Source organism: Myxococcus sp. SDU36 (assembly GCF_030168875.1).
GTDB classification, from domain to species: Bacteria; Myxococcota; Myxococcia; order Myxococcales; family Myxococcaceae; genus Myxococcus; species Myxococcus vastator.
On the sequence record NZ_CP077414.1, the window covers coordinates 8722932 to 8740094 of the forward strand.

Below are 17163 nucleotides of genomic sequence, written 5' to 3' on the forward strand. Positions count from 1 at the left end.
CGGTGGTGGCGCGCTCGCGTGCGGGCGCCTGTCCTGGACATGTCCGGACATGTCCGGACGCGGACGGCTCCAGTCACATCACGGGGCGTGACGCGAACCCATGTCGGGCGCGCAGACGCGGAGGCCAACGCGGATGTCCCTCAGCCAGGGCTCGTTGGGCATTCGCGTGTTGGAGCGGTTGGAGATGCGGTCGTAGTACCAGGACCCTCCGCGGGCCACTGCCTCTCCGGGCGCGCGGACCGATTGCACCCATTCAATGGCGTTGCCGGCCAGGTCCATCACCCCGAAGGGGCTGGCGGAAGCAGGGTGGGCACCCACCTCGTCGGGACCGAAGCCCAGCGGTTGGCGGCCATAGGTCTCATCGAAGTTCGCGTCGTCCGGCGCGAGCAGGTCGCCCATGGGAAACAGGCGGGCGTCCGCGCCACGTGCCGCGCGCTCCCATTCGTATTCGGAACACAGCCGGGCTCCCGGAACGCGCCCGGAGCGGTCCAGCCACGCGAGGTACGCCCGCGCGTCCTCCAGCGAGATGGCCGAGACGGGAAACCGCAACCAGTCCTGCACGGCCCTGTGCGTGCGGCCTGGGTAGTGGATGGGTTCGCCGCTGCGCGCGGAGAGGGGATGCTGCGTGGGCTGGAGCATGAGCCGCCAGCCCGTCTTCTCCCGAGTGAGCGCCAGGGCGCCGGCCGTGGACCTCACGCCGGGCGTCCGTCGCCGCTGCTCGTCCGGTGGCAATGCATCGAGGAACGCGAGCCACTCGGCGAACGTCACCTCATGGCGGGCGATGAGGTAACCCTCGGTCATCACCGGCCGGAGCGGGGGCGCCTGGAGGAATTCGCGTCGCAGGGCTTCGTCGTCGCTGCTGCCAAAGAGGAAACGGCCCGGCGGGATGTAGACGAAGCCCTCCGGGATGTCGGCCGACCGCGGCAGGGGGATGCGCGCCTGGAGGCGCTCTCCCGATGACAACACCACCGGCAGGACGGCGCGCGTCAGGCCCGGTGCCTGGAAGGTGAGGACATAGGACCCCGGGCCCGTATCGAGTGCACGCGACGCGATGGGCGTCGGGCCCAGGGAGATGCCTTCGGACAGTCTGGGTGCTCCGGGCATGCCTGTGTCACGCTGAAGCAGCACCTCCACTCCCGGGGGCTCCGTGGCGAGCTCCAGGACCGGCGGAGCGAGGAGCCTGCGTCGCCCGTCACCGTCGTCATCGAGGCTCGCCAGCCTGCGCAGGGCTTCGCGCCGCTGTCCGGGGCGGAAGAACCACTCCGCCAACTCCATGCGCCCGGTCAGGACCTCCGCGAGGAGCCCGCGGGCCTCCCTCCGCGAGCCGTCCAGCAGCAGGGCGGTGTCGAGTGCCTGCGTGGCGCGCTGGTAGGCCTCGTCCGCGTGGCCATCGCTCGTTCGTGCCTGGGTCCAGGCCTCCTCGGGTTCCCCTGCGTCTGCCTTGGCCAGCGCGCCGGTGAGGACGCGCTCCCCGCGCGCGTCCAAGCGTTGGAAGGTGTCCGCGCGCGCTGCCTTCGCTTCGGCATGGTGGGCGCGGGCTTCGGTGAGAGACACCCGGGCTTCATCCAGGTGCTCCTGCACGGTGCGCTCCAGCGCGTGGCGGCCCTTCATCCAAGCCGCGCCCCCCGCCACCAGCGCGGTGAGGGGCAGGGCCAGCACCAGCCCCAGGCGCCGCGCGAAGGTGCGCCGGAGCGCCCTCCGCGAGGCCTTGAGGAAAGCCACTTCTTGCCGCGTCAGCGCGAGCTCGCCCGCCGCGGTCACCGCTTCGAGTTCACGCCGGCTCCACAGCGCCGAGGTGGCGCGGTCCGCGCGCTCCCATCCTGCCGCGGCGAGCCTCACCCGTTCGAGCACCTGCCGCTCCTGCCGGGCCGCTTCGAGCCATCCGCGCAGGGTGGACCAACCCTCGAGCAGCGCCTCGTGCGCCACCTCGTGGACGTACGCCTCACCGTCCTGCCTCACCACGACGAGCCGCGCCCGGACCAGGGCCTCCAGCGCGATGCGATTCGCGGAGGTCTCGGCACCCAGCTCCCCGGTGGTCCGTCGGACCCGGGCGCCTTCCGGGCTGATGAGGCGCAAGAGCAGGCCGCGAGCCGCCCGGCGCGCCTCGGGTGCCAGCGCCGCCAGCGCTCCGTCCGCGTGACGACCCAGGGCCCCGGCCACGCCCCCGAGCGCCTCCAGCGACGCCTCTCGGATGCGCTGGTTCGCCCGGTCGCGGGCATCCCACAGCTCGGCGAGCGTGAACTGGAGGAGCGGCAGTCCTCCCGGAGCGTGGGCGGAGGACGCCACGAGCGTGTCCACCAGGGCCTCTGTCTCGAACGCGACGCCTGTCACGCGCGCCGGACCGACCACGGCCTCGCGCGTCCCTTCCGGGCCCAGTGGCTTGATGAGGAAGAGGGCGCGCGCCACTTCATCCTCCAGCCCTGGCAGCGCCGCCAGCCGGGTGAAAAAGTCGCCTCGCACCGTGGCCAGCGTGCGCACACCTGGGGCCAGGATGGCCAGGTGCCCGAGCACCTGCGTGAAGGCGGCGGCTTCGTCCGACTCGCTCTGGGTGAACAGCTCCTCGAGCTGATCGATGAACAGCAGGGTGCCTCGCGTGGGCCCGGCGGCGCGCAGCGTCCGGGCCATCGCCGCGGGCTCTTGCCGCACCTGGGCCGCCAGTGTCTCCTCGGACATCCCGAGCCGTCCCGCCACCGCGGCGACCAACGCCGTGAAGGGTCGGCGCCCGGGCATGAGCGACAGCACGGTGTACGCACAGCCGTCGTCGAGCCCCGCGAGCATGACGAGCGGCGACACGCCCGCCCGGCACAACGAGGACTTGCCCACGCCCGAGTCCCCCGCGACGAGCACCAGCGCCTGGGCGCGAAGCCGCTCATGGATGGCGCGGACCTCCGCGCCACGTCCGAAGAAGACGGCCCGGTGCTCCGCGTCGAAGGCCTGCAGCCCGCGATAGGGATTGCCGGGAGGAACCGGCGCCGCATCGCTGTCCTCGTTCAGGCGCTCGAGCTCCGCGCACAGCGCGTCGGCGGAGGCGAAGCGCCGCGCCGGATCGTATTCGAGACACCGGAGGATGACGGCGCGCAGGCGGACGCCGAGCCCGCTTCCGGAGGGTTCCAGGCGGGGAGGACGCGCTTCTGGCGTCCTCGGTTCGTCCACCGCGCCGCTCGCGGTGGGTGTGTCGAAGGGGCGATGGCCCTCCAGCAGCTCGTGAAGCACCATTCCCAACCCATAGACATCTCCCCGGGGGCCGGGCGGTTCGCCACGCAGCGCCTCCGGCGCCATGTACCCACGGGTGCCGGCGATGGGGACGGTGGCCCTGGCCGCGGCGTCTGCCTGCTCCGCCGCCCAGGAGAGCGCGAGCCCGAAGTCGACGAGCTTCACCTCGCCCTCCGGGAGCACCATGACGTTGTCCGGTTTGATGTCGCGGTGGAGCACCTGTGCGCGGTGCGCGGCGGCCAGTCCCCGTCCCAGTCCCAGCGCGATGGCCAGGACCCGTTCCGGCGGGAGCGGCTTGTCCAGGTCCCGCAGGGAGACGCCGGGGAGGAACTCCTGCACCAGATAGGGCTGGGCGCCCACTTCCGAGACCCGGTACACCGTCACCACGTTCGGGTGGCGGAGGCGGGCGAGCGCCCGGGCCTCGGCGAAGAGCCGGTCCCGCTGTCCCGGGCCGGAGCGCTCCGCGCCGATGAACTTGATGGCGACTCGCCGCTGGAGCGCCGTGTCCTCGGCCAGGTAGACGCGGCCCATCCCCCCTTGGCCCAGCAGGCGGATGAGGCGGTACTCGTCGAAGGCCGGGGGCGGCTCCCAACCCTCTGGCGTGGGGGCGCTCAAGGCAACGGAGGGGACACGCAGCTCCCCCCATGACAGGTCCTTGGCCCCAGGGGCTCCCCAGTGCACACGGGGCACTGGGTGCGGAGCCCGCCGCCCGGTCCAGCGTCCGTGACGCAGTACTCGTTCTTCCAGGTCTGGGTCAGCAGCAGGAAGGGCACGCCCCCGTCGAAGTAGTCCTTCAAGGGGGTCCCCGCGTCACCGGGTTGGCGGCAGTCGTAGCTGGCCCTCACCGGGGCTCCTGGCGCCCCCCGGATTTTCGAGAGGAGGGTGGGGGCGTAACGCGGCCGCACGCAGCGCTCCCCGTGCGGCGTCACGCCGAAGGGCAGGGCGCCGTGCTCATTCCAGGCGGCCTCGAAGAGCAACGGCGGAAGCCCTCCGGAGAAGGTGTCCTGGGTCTGGATGCCATAACCATCGACGAAGTCGACGTAGGTGCCCTGGCACGTGAAGGGCTCTCCGTCGCCGTTGTAGTCGGCGCGCGCGGCCCGCACACACGCCTGGAACAGCCGCGCGAGCGGGGGCCCGCCATCCCACTCCTGGTTGGGGAGGTAGCCCCAGTGCGCGCAGACGCCGACCGCGCCCGTCGTGCAGCTCGCCGTGAAGCAGGGCGTGTCGCCGCCTCCGTCGTTGAAGCCTCCATCCGGCATCCAGCAGCCGGGAATGACGACCGCCTTCCCTTTATAGAAGTGGCTCGTGGGCGGTGAGCATTCCTGGGGGTTCCGCGTGACGTAGCCCTGGCCTTCGCAGACGTTGCGGTTCAGGACGACATCGGTGACGGTATAGAGCTTGAGCTGGGCGCCCGCGTCTTTCAGGAGCGCGGGCAGGCACGGGTCCGCGGGGGGGCTCTCGCGGATTTGATAGGCCCTGCCATCGCTTCCCACCCAGTCGCCGGCGCCTCCGTCGAACTGTCTCTGGAAGAAGACACTGCCGCCATCGACGCCGGTCCACCCGGTAAGGCTGGGTGCCTGAGGATTGACGTGCTCGGGCTGGAGGAGCGGGGCCTCGCGGGACTCCTGGGCCCGCGGCTCGAAGGCCATGGGCGGAACGCAGTCCCTGGCGCTCAGCGTCGCCATCCAGGCCATCATCGTCAGGGGGAGGAGAGAACGCATGGGACCCTCTGGGAAGTCTCAGCTGAGGCGCGGCGGGGGCGCGCGGTAATGGTCCAGTTCGAGTCCGAAGTCCTCGATCCACCGATACACCTGCTGCCGCGAGCACCCGAGGTGCCGGGCCACTTCGGCGACCTTCCCCTGGTGCGCGCGCAGGTGGGTCTCCAACTCCTGGGGGGTGGAATCGACGGCGCGCGCCGAACGCGGAGCAGGAGGCTGGGAGGAGACCTCCGCCACGGACGGCTGCGTGGAGGGCCGGGCTGTCCGCATCCGCCGCTCCGCCTCCAGCTCATGCTCCACCTGCACCCCCCACTTCAACGGCCCGCCATCTGAAGCGATGACCGCGATGGAGAGCACGTTGAGCAGTCCTCGCACGTTGAGCGGCCAGTCGTGCAGGAGCAGCGCCTCGGCGAGGCTCACGTCGATGGACCGGGATTCGGCCTTCATGCGTCCGAGCAGGTGGCGCGCGATGGGCGCGATGTCCTCGCGGCGCTCGCGCAGGGGGGGCATCAGGAGGCGCCATTGCACGAGCCTCGCGTAGAGGTCCGCGCGGAAGGCGGCCTCATTCACCTGGGAGACGAGGTCCCGGTGCGTGGCCGCGAGCACCCGCACGTCGATGGGGACCTCCTGCGTTCCTCCCAGGGCGCGGACCCGCCGCGTCTCCAGCACGCGGAGCAGTTTGACCTGGAGCATGGGCGGCATCTCACCCAACTCGTCCAGGAACAGCGTGCCCCCATGGGCTTCGCGCAGAAGACCGTCCCGGGCGGATGCCGCGCCCGTGAACGCGCCGCGCACATGCCCGAACAGCTCGCTGTCCAGCACGCTCTCCGCGACGCCTCCGCAGTTGAGCGCGACGAAGGGCCCCTCTCGGCCGCTTCGTTCATGGAGCGCGCGCGCGGCGACTTCCTTGCCCGTCCCGGTCTCCCCCAGGATGAGCACGGATTGCACCTGCCGCGCCGCCCGATCGAGGTCGCGGTGGAGCCGCGTCAGCGCGGCGCTCCTGCCCACCAGTCCGTCAACCGGGTGTTCGTCATTGGGGGCCTCGGAGGCCTCGGCGAAGACAAACAGCGTGTCCCCCATTCGCAGGACATCCCCCCACGCGAGGGGAGCGCGTCCCGTGAGCGGTCGTCCATTGAGATGGGTGCCATTGTGGCTTCCCAAATCCTCCACGAACCAGGTCCCCCCGGCGTGTTCGATGCGCGCATGGCCCCGGGAGAGCCGGGCGTCCTCCAGGGCAACCCGGGGGAAGAGGGGGGCGCCACGCCCCAGGAGCGTCGCGCCGCTGCCAGGCCCATGACGCTCATCCTCGATGAACGCGTTGCGCGTATAGGCAAGGAAGAGCGTCGCCGCACCGGTTCCACTTTCAAACGAGGGGGCGTGTTCGGCGCTGAGGGTGTCGTCGGTCATCGGGGCCGATGCCTGTCATATGTCAAGGGGCGGTCTTCCGGAAAGAGCTGAATTTGCCGTGTTTTTACAGGCCTTGCGGAGCTGGGAAGATGCCTTGACTGTCGTGCCTGCGCTTGAATCCAGACGTGGAGGAGCGCCATGCGCGTGAAGGGGCCGCGGGATTCCAGTCAGGGAGAGCAGGTGCTCTTGGAGGTGATGACGGCGCTGACCAGCTCGCTCGAGTGAACGCGGGGCCGACGCGCGATGCCCGCGAGGCGGAGCTCTCCGAGTACGACGGCCTGTCGCGCTCGACACATCTCCAACTACAACCACGGGGTCTTCGGCTGACGCCGGGCGTCTATCGGTCCCAGTCGCCGTGCCGCTTCACCACTGTCGTCAGCGAGCCTGGGGCGCGTGGACATCCCAGGCGACCTCGAGGCTCTCGTGCCTCCTGACGGTGACGCTCCTCAAGAAGCCCGGCGTCTGCCCTGGCACGAGCCGGAGCCTCGGGAGACTCCGGAGCAGGGCCCCCAGCGCCAGGCGCGCCTCGAGCCGTGCGAGCGGCGCGCCAATGCAGAAATGCAGCCCCTGCCCGAAGGCGAGGTGCTCCTTGACGTCGGGTCGCCGGACGTCGAAGCGCTCCGGCTCGTGGAACCGGGCCTCGTCGCGGTTGGCCGACGCGTAGACGATTCGGATGTGGGCTCCCTTGGGAATGGGAACGCCCCCGAGCTCCACCGCCTCCAGCGCGGTCCGGAACATGGCATGCACGGGGGAGGTCATCCGCACCGCCTCCTCGACCGCGCCCGCGATGAGGCTCGGGTCGTCCCGAAGGGCTCGCAGTTGCTCTGGGTGCTCGAGCAGGAGCTCCACCGCGCCCACGATGAGGCCCGCGGTCGTCTCGTGCCCCGCGAAGTGGACCTGCATCAGCATGCTCACAAGCTCCGCCATGCTCATGGGCGGCGTCATCCCCCGCGAGCCGGTGACGATGTCGCTCAGCAAGTCCTCCCGGGGCGCTGTCTTTCGTTCCTCGAGCGCCTCGGCGAGGTAGCGCTGGAAGTCGACGACGCCTCTCGCGCATGCGACCTGGTGCTCGATGGGGCCATGCGCCGCGAGGACCGTGGTCAGCTCGTCGGACCAGCGCCGGAACCTGTGGATGTCCGAGCGAGGGATTCCGAGAATCTCCGCGATGATGCTGGCCGACAGCGGATGGGCGAACCTGAGGAACAGGTCCGCCTTCCCCTCCTGCCGGAAGGAGTCGATGAGCTCGTCCACGAGGGCGCGGATGAAGGGCTCTTTCTCCGCGAGGCGCCGCCCGGTGAAGGCCTTGCTGACGAGGCTCCGGAAGCGCGAATGCGCTGGCGGGTCATTGTCGACGAGGCTGGGGACCAGGGGGTAGCCGTCCATCAGCGCGGCGACCACCTCCGGAGGCGTCGTCGCGGCACCCACGGTGGTTGGGGAGATTCGAGCGGGCGGTACTCGGACCCGAGTCCTGAAGCGGCGCTGTCCTTGAACATGCGTGCTGCCCTCACTCGAAGGTTCGTCGGGGATTCAGCGCGGCTGGGAGGCCTCGCGAATCATAGACGAACGGAGGACAGCCAGGTCACGGCTCGGAGAAGCCGCGTTGCACCCACGCGTTGGCGGCGTCTCTGTTGAACTTGAAGTTCATCGGCACGCGATACTTCGCGACAGTGGCGCCTGCGTCGTCGATGGCCGAGAGGAGGGCGTGGGGCTCATACTCATCGGCCACCAACTCGAGCCGGACCTCGTACCAGCGGCCCTCCCATGCGATGGAGAGCTTCCGGGTCATGGCCTGGTCGCGCTGTCGCGCGGAGCGGTCGAGGACCTCCGAGGCCGTTTTCACGAAGGTCGCGAACGCGGGCGCATCGAAAGGCTTGGGGTTCTTCTTGTCGCGGCCCATCACCCATGGGCTGATGAGGACGGGCTCGGCGATTCCCTGCTTGCGGATCTCCACGGCCCAGCCGTCATCCTCCTCGTTCTTGATGACCCGGGCCGACCAACCATTCTTCCGCCAGAACGTGGGCTCCATCACTTCGGGCTCGGCAGACGTGCGCTCTTCACTCATGGGTATTCCTCATACCCTTCGATGGCCATTTGCCAGAGCAGAGAATGCGCTTCCCCCGCACCCTGGCAGCTGACCGGGCGCTTGACTTCCTCGCGGCCGAGCACACCGCCACCGGGCCCGGCCAAGTCTGGAGCTGGGACATCACCTACCTGAAGGGCCCGCTGAAGGGCAGCTTCCTCTTCCTGTACCTGGTGGTGGACGTCTTCAGCCGGCGCATCATGGGCTTCGAGGTGCACGAGGAGGAGTCGTCCGAGCATGCCGCGGCCCTCATTCGCCGCTCTTGGCAGGAGGCTGGTTGTCCCGAGAGGCTGGTGCTGCACTCGGACAACGGCGGCCCCATGAAGGGCGCCACGCTGCTGGCCACCTTGCAGTGGCTGGGCGTCACCCGTCCTTCAGTTGGCCCCGCGTCTCGGACGACAACCCTTTTTCCGAGTCCCTCTTCCGCACGCTGAAGTACCGCCCCAGCTTCCCTCAGCGCCCCTTCTCCTCCGTCGAGGACGCGTGCCGCTGGGTGACTCGCTTCGTGGCCTGGTACAACACCCAGCATCGCCACTCCGGCATCCGCTACGTCACGCCCGAGGACAGGCACTTCGGCCGCGAGGGCGCGCTGCTGGCCCGACGCCGCCAGGTGTACCAACGCGCCAAAGCCCGGCACCGCGAGCGATGGAGCCGTGACACGCGAGACTGGACGCCCGCGGGCCCCGTCCGTCTCGGCCCCTCTCCGAACCTCACTCCGGCAGTGCAGGAGATGAAGCGCATCGGCTGAATCCTTTCACGCGACATCTACCTTGAGTGCGCCAGGCCAAGCCTGGATGAGGAGGACGTAATGGCATAGCCGGAGCCGAAACCTCACATGGAGCCCAGCAGGTGAAATCCCTGCCCGGCAAAGGTGGCCACCAGCCGGAAGCGAGTCTTGCGTGGCGCCGGGGTAACCCGGGCTGCGAAGCGTAGACAGCGAGCGTGCGGGCCGCGTCATTGAGCCCCGAAAGAGTTGGTCTCGTGAGGGCCGACGTCGTTCAAGAGACGGAAGGCTGTACTGGGCGCGCCGTGAGTTCGGCCAGGCGCTCCCAGCCTCACCGGAGTCGCCAGAGCGGGGCACGTACGCAAGGGGCTCCCCAGGAACCTGGGAGGCCCTGTCTCTTCCACCACAACGAGACGGTTGGGGAACCCGTCAGAACAACCCCGGCTTCCGGGCGATGCGTCCGCCTCCCGGAGGAGCGAAAGACGGACGAGGGTGGTACCGCGAGGGCGAAGGCAACGAAGCCGATAGCGGGAGGAGCGACAGGGCGTCGGAGTGCTCCGTAGTACCGCAGAGGCAGGGGAACGGCTGCTGCCCGGGGCCGGACCCTGCGGAGGGAAGGGAGCACCGGAACATGGACCCGAAGGAGGGAAAGATGGCGGGAACACCGAGTCCCATCCCCATCTCAACGCGACTTCAACGGATAGCAACGCTGGCGAGGCAGGGGCCGGACATGGCCTTCACGACGCTGGCCCACCACATCGACATCGACTGGCTGCGCGAGGCCCACAGGCGGGTGCGCAAGGACGGCGCGGTAGGCGTCGACGGACAAACGGCCCAGGAGTACGCGGCGAGGCTGGAGGACCACCTCCACTCGCTGCTGGGGCGCATGAAGTCCGGCACCTACCGAGCGCCGCCCGTGCGTCGGGTGCACATCCCGAAGGGGCAAGGCAAGACACGTCCCATCGGGATTCCGACCTTCGAGGACAAACTCCTCCAGCGGGCGGTCGCCATGGTGCTGGAGGCCGTGTACGAGCAGGACTTCCTGTCGTGCAGCTACGGCTTCCGGCCCGGACGCAGTGCACACTTGGCGCTGGAGGCATTGTGGCAGCAGTCGATGGAGATGAACGGTGGGTGGGTGCTTGAGGTCGACATCCAGAGTTTCTTCGACACCCTGGACCATGGACAACTCCTCGCCTTCCTTCAGCGGCGGGTGCGCGATGGGGTGCTCCTGCGCCTCATCGGCAAGTGGTTTAACGCAGGAGTGCTGGAGGATGGGGCCGTCGTCCACCCCGAGGAAGGCACTCCGCAGGGGGGCGTCATCTCCCCCTTGCTGGCAAACGTCTACCTGCACGAGGTGCTGGACGTGTGGTTTGAGAGGCAGGTGAGGCCGCGTCTGGTGGGCCGGGCCGCTCTCGTCCGCTACGCCGATGACTTCGTGGTGCTCTTCACCCGGGAGAAGGACGCTCGGCGCGTCATGGCCGTGCTTTCAAAGCGCTTCAGCAAGTATGGGCTGACGCTCCACCCGGAGAAGACGAGGCTGGTGCAGTTTCCTCGGCCACCCCGCTCGGCTACCAAGCCGCTCGGGGCACGGCCGCGCAGCTTCGATTTCCTCGGCTTCACCCACTATTGGGGGAAGACGTTGAAGGGCAGGTGGGCCGTCCAGCGGAAGACCACGTCAAGCCGGATGTCGCGGGCGCTGAGCAGGATGACGGACTGGTGTCGCATCAACAGGCATCTGCCCGTTGCCGAGCAGCACCGCGGCCTCGTACAGAAGGTGAGGGGCCACTACGCGTACTACGGAATCAGCGGAAACACGCGGAGCCTCACTCGCTTCCTGTACTGGGTGGCACACACGTGGCGCAAATGGCTTGGACGCCGCTCGCAGCGCGCCACGCTGGCATGGGAGAGATTCGCACGGCTGCTGCAACGCTACCCGCTGCCACCTGTGCGCATCATCCACCGCTATCGCACTCTCGCAGCAAAACCATGAGCCGAAGAGTTGGATGCGGTAGTCCCGCACGTCCGGATCTGTGGGGGGGCCAGGGAGGGTGACTTCCCTGGTCTACCCGACCACTCACCGATGCCGACTACGCCCGGCTGGTGGTATCGCAGCTGAGCCCGCTCGGCACCTGGGTGTGCACGCGCTGGCGCACCCAGCGTTCCGCGACGCTCGTCTCCCAGGAGCGCGCCTCGGTCATGGGTAGGCTGTCGTTCGACGGCGAGCCGCTGGCTGTTTCGGAGGAGCGGATCACTACTCTTCTCGGAGCGTTCCTCGACTACAGGTACGACGTGAGCCGGGCTTACTACCCATGTACCCATGGGCGCTGTCGGGCGTCCGTGTCCCGGTGGCACCGCCCCGGCTGAACAACTGCTGCACCTTCGTCGAGGCCCTGCTGGTGAAGTCCTTCTCCGAGGCGACATCTTCCCTGACACAGGGGGCACCCATGACTCAGCGGGCGAGCTTAGGGTGGGAACAGAGGAGAGCCCGACTGCTGAGCCAACCAGTTTGTGTCTCAAGTCACTCTTCGTTCCCGACAGCAGGAATGCTCACTTCCGCTCCAGGGGCCTAATAAAGGCCCCCAAGGACCGCTGGGTGCCTATCTGGCGAACAGGCGGGCAAGTTCGGCGCGCCAGACGCATCCTTGTGGCATCCGCTAGGACGGCACTGCGGCAAGCGTGCACTTCCCAGCACTTATTGATGGGGACCGGGAGGGTGCCTAAAAACGTCTATGGTCGCAGTCCTGGCCAGTATAGACCCTTGAACTTTATCCCCGGGTCCAGAGACGGGTCGCCCGACCTCCGTGAACATGCCCCCCTCTAGAAAATCCCGCATAGACCAGAAAGCAGCACAGCCTGTGGCCTCATCGTTCAGTGCGACGACGGAGCAGGAGGTGGAGCCAGGAATGCTTCCACCGCCCTCCCGGCATCATGCTGAACTGCGTGCTGTAGTGGCGGAGGAGCAACTTCAGTTGCTTGTCGACAGCGTGAAGGACTACGCCATCTTCATGCTCGACACGCAGGGGCGGGTGCAGACGTGGAACACCGGCGCCGAGCGCATCAAGGGCTACCGCGCCGACGAAATCATCGGCCAACACATCTCTCAGTTCTACCCGCCGGAGGAGCGCGCCGCCGACAAGCCGGGGCGCCTGCTGGCCGACGCCGAGCGGCTGGGACGTATTGAGGAGGAGAACTGGCGCGTGCGCAAGGACGGCACGCGCTTCTGGGCGGACGTGGTCATCTCCGCGGTGCGCGATGCCCAAGGCGTCCTGCGTGGCTTCTCCAAGGTGACGCGTGACCTCACCGACCGCAAGCTCGCCGAAGATGCGCTTCGCGCGAGTGAGGAGCGGTTCCGCCTGCTCATCGACAGCGTGAAGGACTACGCCATCTTCATGCTCGACACGCAGGGGCGGGTGCAGACGTGGAACACCGGCGCCGAGCGCATCAAGGGCTACCGTGCCGACGAAATCATCGGCCAACACATCTCTCAGTTCTACCCGCCGGAGGAGCGCGCCGCCGACAAGCCGGGGCGCCTGCTGGCCGACGCCGAGCGGCTGGGACGTGTTGAGGAGGAGAACTGGCGCGTGCGCAAGGACGGCACGCGCTTCTGGGCGGACGTGGTCATCTCCGCGGTGCGCGATGCCCAAGGCGTCCTGCGTGGCTTCTCCAAGGTGACGCGTGACCTCACCGACCGCAAGCTCGCCCAGGAGGAAAGGCTGCGGCTGGTACAGGCCGGCGAAGCCATTCGGCTTCGCGACGAGTTTCTCACCGTCGCCTCGCATGAGCTGAAGACGCCGATTGCCGCGTTGCAATTGCAATTGGAGCTCATGCGAGGGAAGACGCTGGACCCGAAAGTCCTCTCCACCCTTGAGCGGGCGACCCGGAGCACCACGCGGCTCACGACCCTTGTGGAGGCGCTGTTGGATGTGGCACGCATCTCGACCGGCCGGCTGGAGCTGAAGCTTGAGCCGCTGGACCTTTCCCGGGCGGTGAATGAGGTCCTGGAGCAGCACCAGGTCGCCGCCATGCGCGCGGGCTGCGTGGTGTCCGCGCGCATTGAGCCAGGCGTGACGGGGGCGTGGGACTCTCTGCGAGTGGAGCAGGCGATTACGAACCTGCTGTCCAACGCCTTCAAATATGCGACTGGGACACCCGTGGGGGTTGCCCTGACGAGCGAAGGCGGGGACGCGGTACTGGAGGTTGCAGACGGAGGGCCCGGGATTCCGCCGGAAGCGCTCTCGCGCATTTTTGCGCGGTTCGAGCGTGCCACCTCCCGCGACCACTACGGGGGGCTGGGGCTGGGGCTCTACATCACGCGCGAAATTGTCGAGGCTCACGGAGGAAGTATCAGCGCCCGCAATCTGCCTGGTGGCGGCGCGGCCTTCACTATTCGCCTTCCCCGTGAGCCAGGCTCAGTCTTGGGGAGTCGTGCTGGGTCACCTTGAAAGAGGGAGTCCTTGAGGCATCAAGGCTCCGGCCGTATCACCGAGAGATGCCTGCCTCCTGCCTTGGCGACAGCGTGGCGCTCGGCCGTTGCGCGTCGTCCCGGCCTATGCACTGCGGGCGTGAACGCGGAAACTAAGGGCCTGAGATTCAATTACGTGATCGGTTTCGGCCTGACGACGTAGTTCCACTCACCATGAAAATCGGCGGGCGTGATGTTGAGCGCCTTCAGCTCGGAGTTCGTGTTGCTGAGCACGGTGGATGAGGGAGACCGGCCCGTTCTCGGACCGACTGGATGATGGGGAGTGGTAGCGCGCGGACGCGTTGACCATCAGCGAGCCGGATTCTTGCGAGTCACTGTCGTTGAGGTCCGCTGTCGCGCCGTGGAGAGGGCGGGGCGCGGCGTGGTGCTGCTACCGCAGCCGGAGAGTGCCGGCGACGAGTAGGCGGTGGGAGGGGTGTGGCGACACCCCTCCCACCAATGCCCCGCGAGAAGACTGTGTCGAGAGGTTCGCGGAGCACCCGAGGAGTCATCCGAAGTCAGAGAGGAGTCAAGTCCTGGGCCGAGGCAATGCCCTCGGTGGATGAGGCTCGTCCCGCACGTTGCCCAGAGTGCGGTGCGGCCAGTCGGCCTGTCGGAGGTCCCCTGGGGCTGCATGGACATGGACTGCGTCAGAGGCAGGTGCTGGGGCCTCTGGAGTGGGACGCCCCCGCGCAGGTGCGCGTGGTGCCCGTGCGCCGCTTCCGGTGCACCGCGTGCAGGGCCACGTGCACCGTCTGTCCTCGGGAAGTTTTGACGAGACGGTTGTACTCGGCGAGGGCCATTGCGCTGGCGCTGGCGCTCTTCGGGCTGCTTGCGCTCCCGGTGGCCCAGGTGCGTGCGCAAGTCAGTCCCTGGCGCGTGGTGGGCCCAGGCAGCGTGGGGCGCTGGTGCGCGCTCTACGCATGGGTACGGGCACTGCCGCGAGGCGGGCTTTGGGGGGCGCTGCCCCCATGTCCGGAGGACTGGAGTCCCCGCCGCATCGCCGCGCGGGCGGCGGCCACGCTCGCGGCTCGGGCCCCTGAGGCGGTAGGCCCCAGCCCTCCACCGCTGCACGTCCTGGCCCCCATGGGGGCCGCGCACTCAGGCCGAGGGGCGCTTCGCCCGGCGCCCTCCGCGGGCGCCCGCGCTACCCCGTCCCACCCGACAGCCCCGCTGCGTTGCTTGCCTCGCCCCGGCACCCTTCGGCGCGCCTGGCCCGCCCTCCCATTCCTCGCGGCGGGCCACCTGGAGGAGTGCATGGACGAGTTGTCTGCCGCCTCACACGCCGAGGCCGTGGCCGTCTTCCGCCACGGAGTCATTGGCGCCCTGACACAAGCCGAGTTGGACAGAGGCCAGTTGGCCGCTGCCCTCGCACAGCTTTCCACCCAGCGCTTCCGGCCCCCTGGGGCGGACGCGACGCGCAGCTTCTCGGTGCCGACGTTGGAGAGGTGGTACTCCGCCTTCCGCAGGCGCGGCCTGGCCGGGCTGACGCCTGCGCCACGAAGTGACAGGGGCCGGGCGCAAGACGTCGCGCCCCAGTTGCGAGAGCTGCTGTGCGACATTCGCCGGGAGCACCCCTCCGCTTCGGCCGCCCTCATCCTGCGCACGCTGGTAGCGGACGGGCGTATGCAGCAGGGCGCCGTCTCCGCCTCCACCGTCCGTCGCCTCTTGCGGCAGGAGGGGCTGGACAGGGTGGCCCTGCGCGACTCGGCTGGCAGCCGCACGCGCCTGCGGTGGCAGGCGGCGCGCCCCATGGCGCTGTGGCAGGGGGACGTCTGCCACGGCCCAGCGCTCGAAGTGGGCGGCAAGTCACGGCCCCTGCGCGTGCACGCCCTCTTGGACGACGCCAGCCGCTACGTGGTGGCCCTGGAGGCCCACCACACCGAGAGGGAGGTGGACATGCTGGGCCTCTTCGTCCGGGCCCTGCGCCGGCACGACAAGCCCGACGCCCTCTACCTGGACAATGGCGCCACCTACCGTGGCGACACGCTGGCCACCGCCTGCGCGCGCCTGGGCATCAGCCTCTTGCACGCCAAGCCCTACGACGCTCCGGCGCGCGGAAAAATGGAGCGCTTCTGGCGCACGCTGCGCGAGGGGTGCCTGGACTTCCTGGGGCCGGTGGCCAGCCTCCATGACGTCAACGTCCGGCTGTGGGCCTTCCTCGATGAGCACTACCACGCCGCCACGCACTCCAGTCTCGTCGGCCGCAGTCCCGCCTCCGTCTTCCAGGCCCATGCCAGCGCCCCGGACGGCCTGGACGAGAAGGCCCTGGCCGACGCCCTCACCGTGCGCGTGCGCCGCCGCGTGCGCCGCGACACCACCGTGGCACTGGAGGGGGTGGACTACGAGTTGGACGCGGGCCACCTGGCCGGCCGTCTCGTCTTCGTCTGCCGCCCCGCGCACGCCCAACTGGACGGAGGTGACGAATGACGCCCGCCTACGTCGGCCACTTCGGCTTGGGCCACGCGCCCTTCTCCAAGGAGGTGGCCGACTCGGACTTGTGGCTGCCCACCTCCAAGGCCGCCCTCGTGGAGGAGTTGGGCGAGGCCCTGCGCAACCGCACCAGCGTCGTCCTTACCGGAGAGCCGGGCGTGGGCAAAACCTGCGTGCTGCGCGCGCTGCGCCACCGGCTGCCCGCCCAGGGCTTTCGCCTCACCTACTGCCACAACGCTACCCTGGGCCGCCGCGACTTCTACCGCCAGCTGTGCCTGGCCCTCGGACTCAAGCCCTCGGCCACCGCGGCCGCCGTCTTCTACTCGGTGACGACGCACGTCGAGCAGTTGGGCGGGGAGAAGCTGCACCCCGTCTTCCTCCTGGACGAGGCCCACCTGCTGCACCAGGACGTGCTCGACCACCTCCACATCCTCCTCAACTACCAGTGGGACTCGCGCGCGCTGCTCTCCCTCATCCTCGTCGGACTTCCCGAGCTGGAGTCGAGGCTGGCCCGCCGACACAACCGCAGCCTCTACTCGCGCCTGCATACCCGGCTGCGCATTGAGCCTCTCACCCCGGAGGACACCGCGGAGTACCTGCGCACACGACTGGCCCGCGCCGGGTGCGAACGCGAGCTCTTCGCCTCCGACGCGCTTGCCATGCTGCACGAGGCCGCCAGCGGCGCGCTGCGCGACGTGGACCGGCTCGCCACGGCGGCGCTGCGCGAGGCCGCCCGGCGAAAGAAGTAGCTGGTGGAGCGCGACGCGCTGGCCCGCGTGCTCGACACCGTCGGAACCGACGAGCCGTAGCTTGCATGAGCATCAGAGGCTTGCGCGCTGACGCGCGCTCGCCCTTGATGCCCATCAGCCGTGCGGCGCGCTGACGCGCGCCTCCGGCGATGGCCATCAACCAGCCGACTCACGCGACCATCAACCAACGTGCGCGGCAACAGTAGTCCCGCCCGTCCCCGCGCAGCAGGGGCGGCAGGCGGAAGGCGCTGCCCACCTTGTCGATGTTGCGCGCGTCATAGGCATGGAAGAGGGCGTCCTGCTGCTGGGCGTCTGTCAGCGGGCGCAGCTCAATCTTCGCGCGGCCTCCGTCGCCGGTGCCGGGCTTGCGTCACCAC

Annotated in this window: 9 protein-coding genes and 2 pseudogenes; 5 read left to right on the forward strand and 6 right to left on the reverse strand. The window is 69.1% G+C overall.

All coding sequences use genetic code 11. From position 1 onward, the window contains the following. Positions 1–78 precede the first annotated feature (78 nt). From KGD87_RS35530 to KGD87_RS35550, 5 genes are all read right to left on the reverse strand, one after another. Positions 79–3828, reverse strand: coding sequence for a bifunctional serine/threonine-protein kinase/formylglycine-generating enzyme family protein (locus KGD87_RS35530; protein ID WP_284665349.1), 3750 nt, complete (start codon positions 3826–3828; stop codon positions 79–81). Beyond that, positions 3825–4934, reverse strand: a complete 1110-nt coding sequence (locus KGD87_RS35535; protein WP_284665350.1) for an ADYC domain-containing protein — start codon at positions 4932–4934, stop codon at positions 3825–3827. The genes KGD87_RS35530 and KGD87_RS35535 overlap by 4 nt, the downstream gene beginning before the upstream one ends. An 18-nt stretch (positions 4935–4952) precedes the next feature. Further along, a complete protein-coding gene (locus KGD87_RS35540; protein ID WP_284665351.1) occupies positions 4953–6338 on the reverse strand; it encodes an FHA and sigma-54 interaction domain-containing protein in 1386 nt (461 codons plus the stop codon). Positions 6339–6713: 375 nt separating this feature from the next. Next, entirely contained in the window at positions 6714–7763 is a 1050-nt protein-coding gene (locus tag KGD87_RS35545) for a cytochrome P450 (protein ID WP_284665352.1), read from the reverse strand. A gap of 154 nt (positions 7764–7917) precedes the next feature. Further along, entirely contained in the window at positions 7918–8400 is a 483-nt protein-coding gene (locus KGD87_RS35550; protein ID WP_284665353.1) for a hypothetical protein, read from the reverse strand. Between the two features lie 98 nt (positions 8401–8498). Here KGD87_RS35550 and KGD87_RS35555 point away from each other — a divergent pair. The 5 genes and pseudogenes from KGD87_RS35555 to KGD87_RS35575 all read left to right on the forward strand — a co-directional run. Continuing rightward, positions 8499–9166 (forward strand): annotated as a pseudogene (locus KGD87_RS35555) (transposase); the annotation flags it as partial. Between the two features lie 706 nt (positions 9167–9872). Next, complete coding sequence (ltrA, locus tag KGD87_RS35560) at positions 9873–11132, forward strand: group II intron reverse transcriptase/maturase (protein ID WP_284665354.1); 1260 nt, start codon at positions 9873–9875, stop codon at positions 11130–11132. 817 nt (positions 11133–11949) lie between these two features. Beyond that, positions 11950–13584, forward strand: coding sequence for a sensor histidine kinase (locus KGD87_RS35565; RefSeq protein WP_284668733.1), 1635 nt, complete (start codon positions 11950–11952; stop codon positions 13582–13584). A 1277-nt stretch (positions 13585–14861) separates the two neighbouring features. Beyond that, positions 14862–16034 (forward strand): DDE-type integrase/transposase/recombinase, encoded by a 1173-nt coding sequence (locus tag KGD87_RS35570; RefSeq protein ID WP_284665355.1) that lies wholly within the window; start codon positions 14862–14864, stop codon positions 16032–16034. Further along, the gene (locus KGD87_RS35575) at positions 16031–16786 is read left to right on the forward strand and encodes an ExeA family protein (RefSeq protein ID WP_284665356.1); all 756 of its coding nucleotides are present in this window, start codon (positions 16031–16033) and stop codon (positions 16784–16786) included. Before KGD87_RS35570 ends, KGD87_RS35575 begins: the two co-directional genes overlap by 4 nt. Positions 16787–16988: 202 nt before the next feature. On the opposite strand, the pseudogene KGD87_RS35580 reads toward KGD87_RS35575, so the two are convergent. Further along, positions 16989–17147, reverse strand: a pseudogene (locus KGD87_RS35580) (phage portal protein); the annotation flags it as partial. Between the last annotated feature and the right edge of the window lie 16 nt (positions 17148–17163).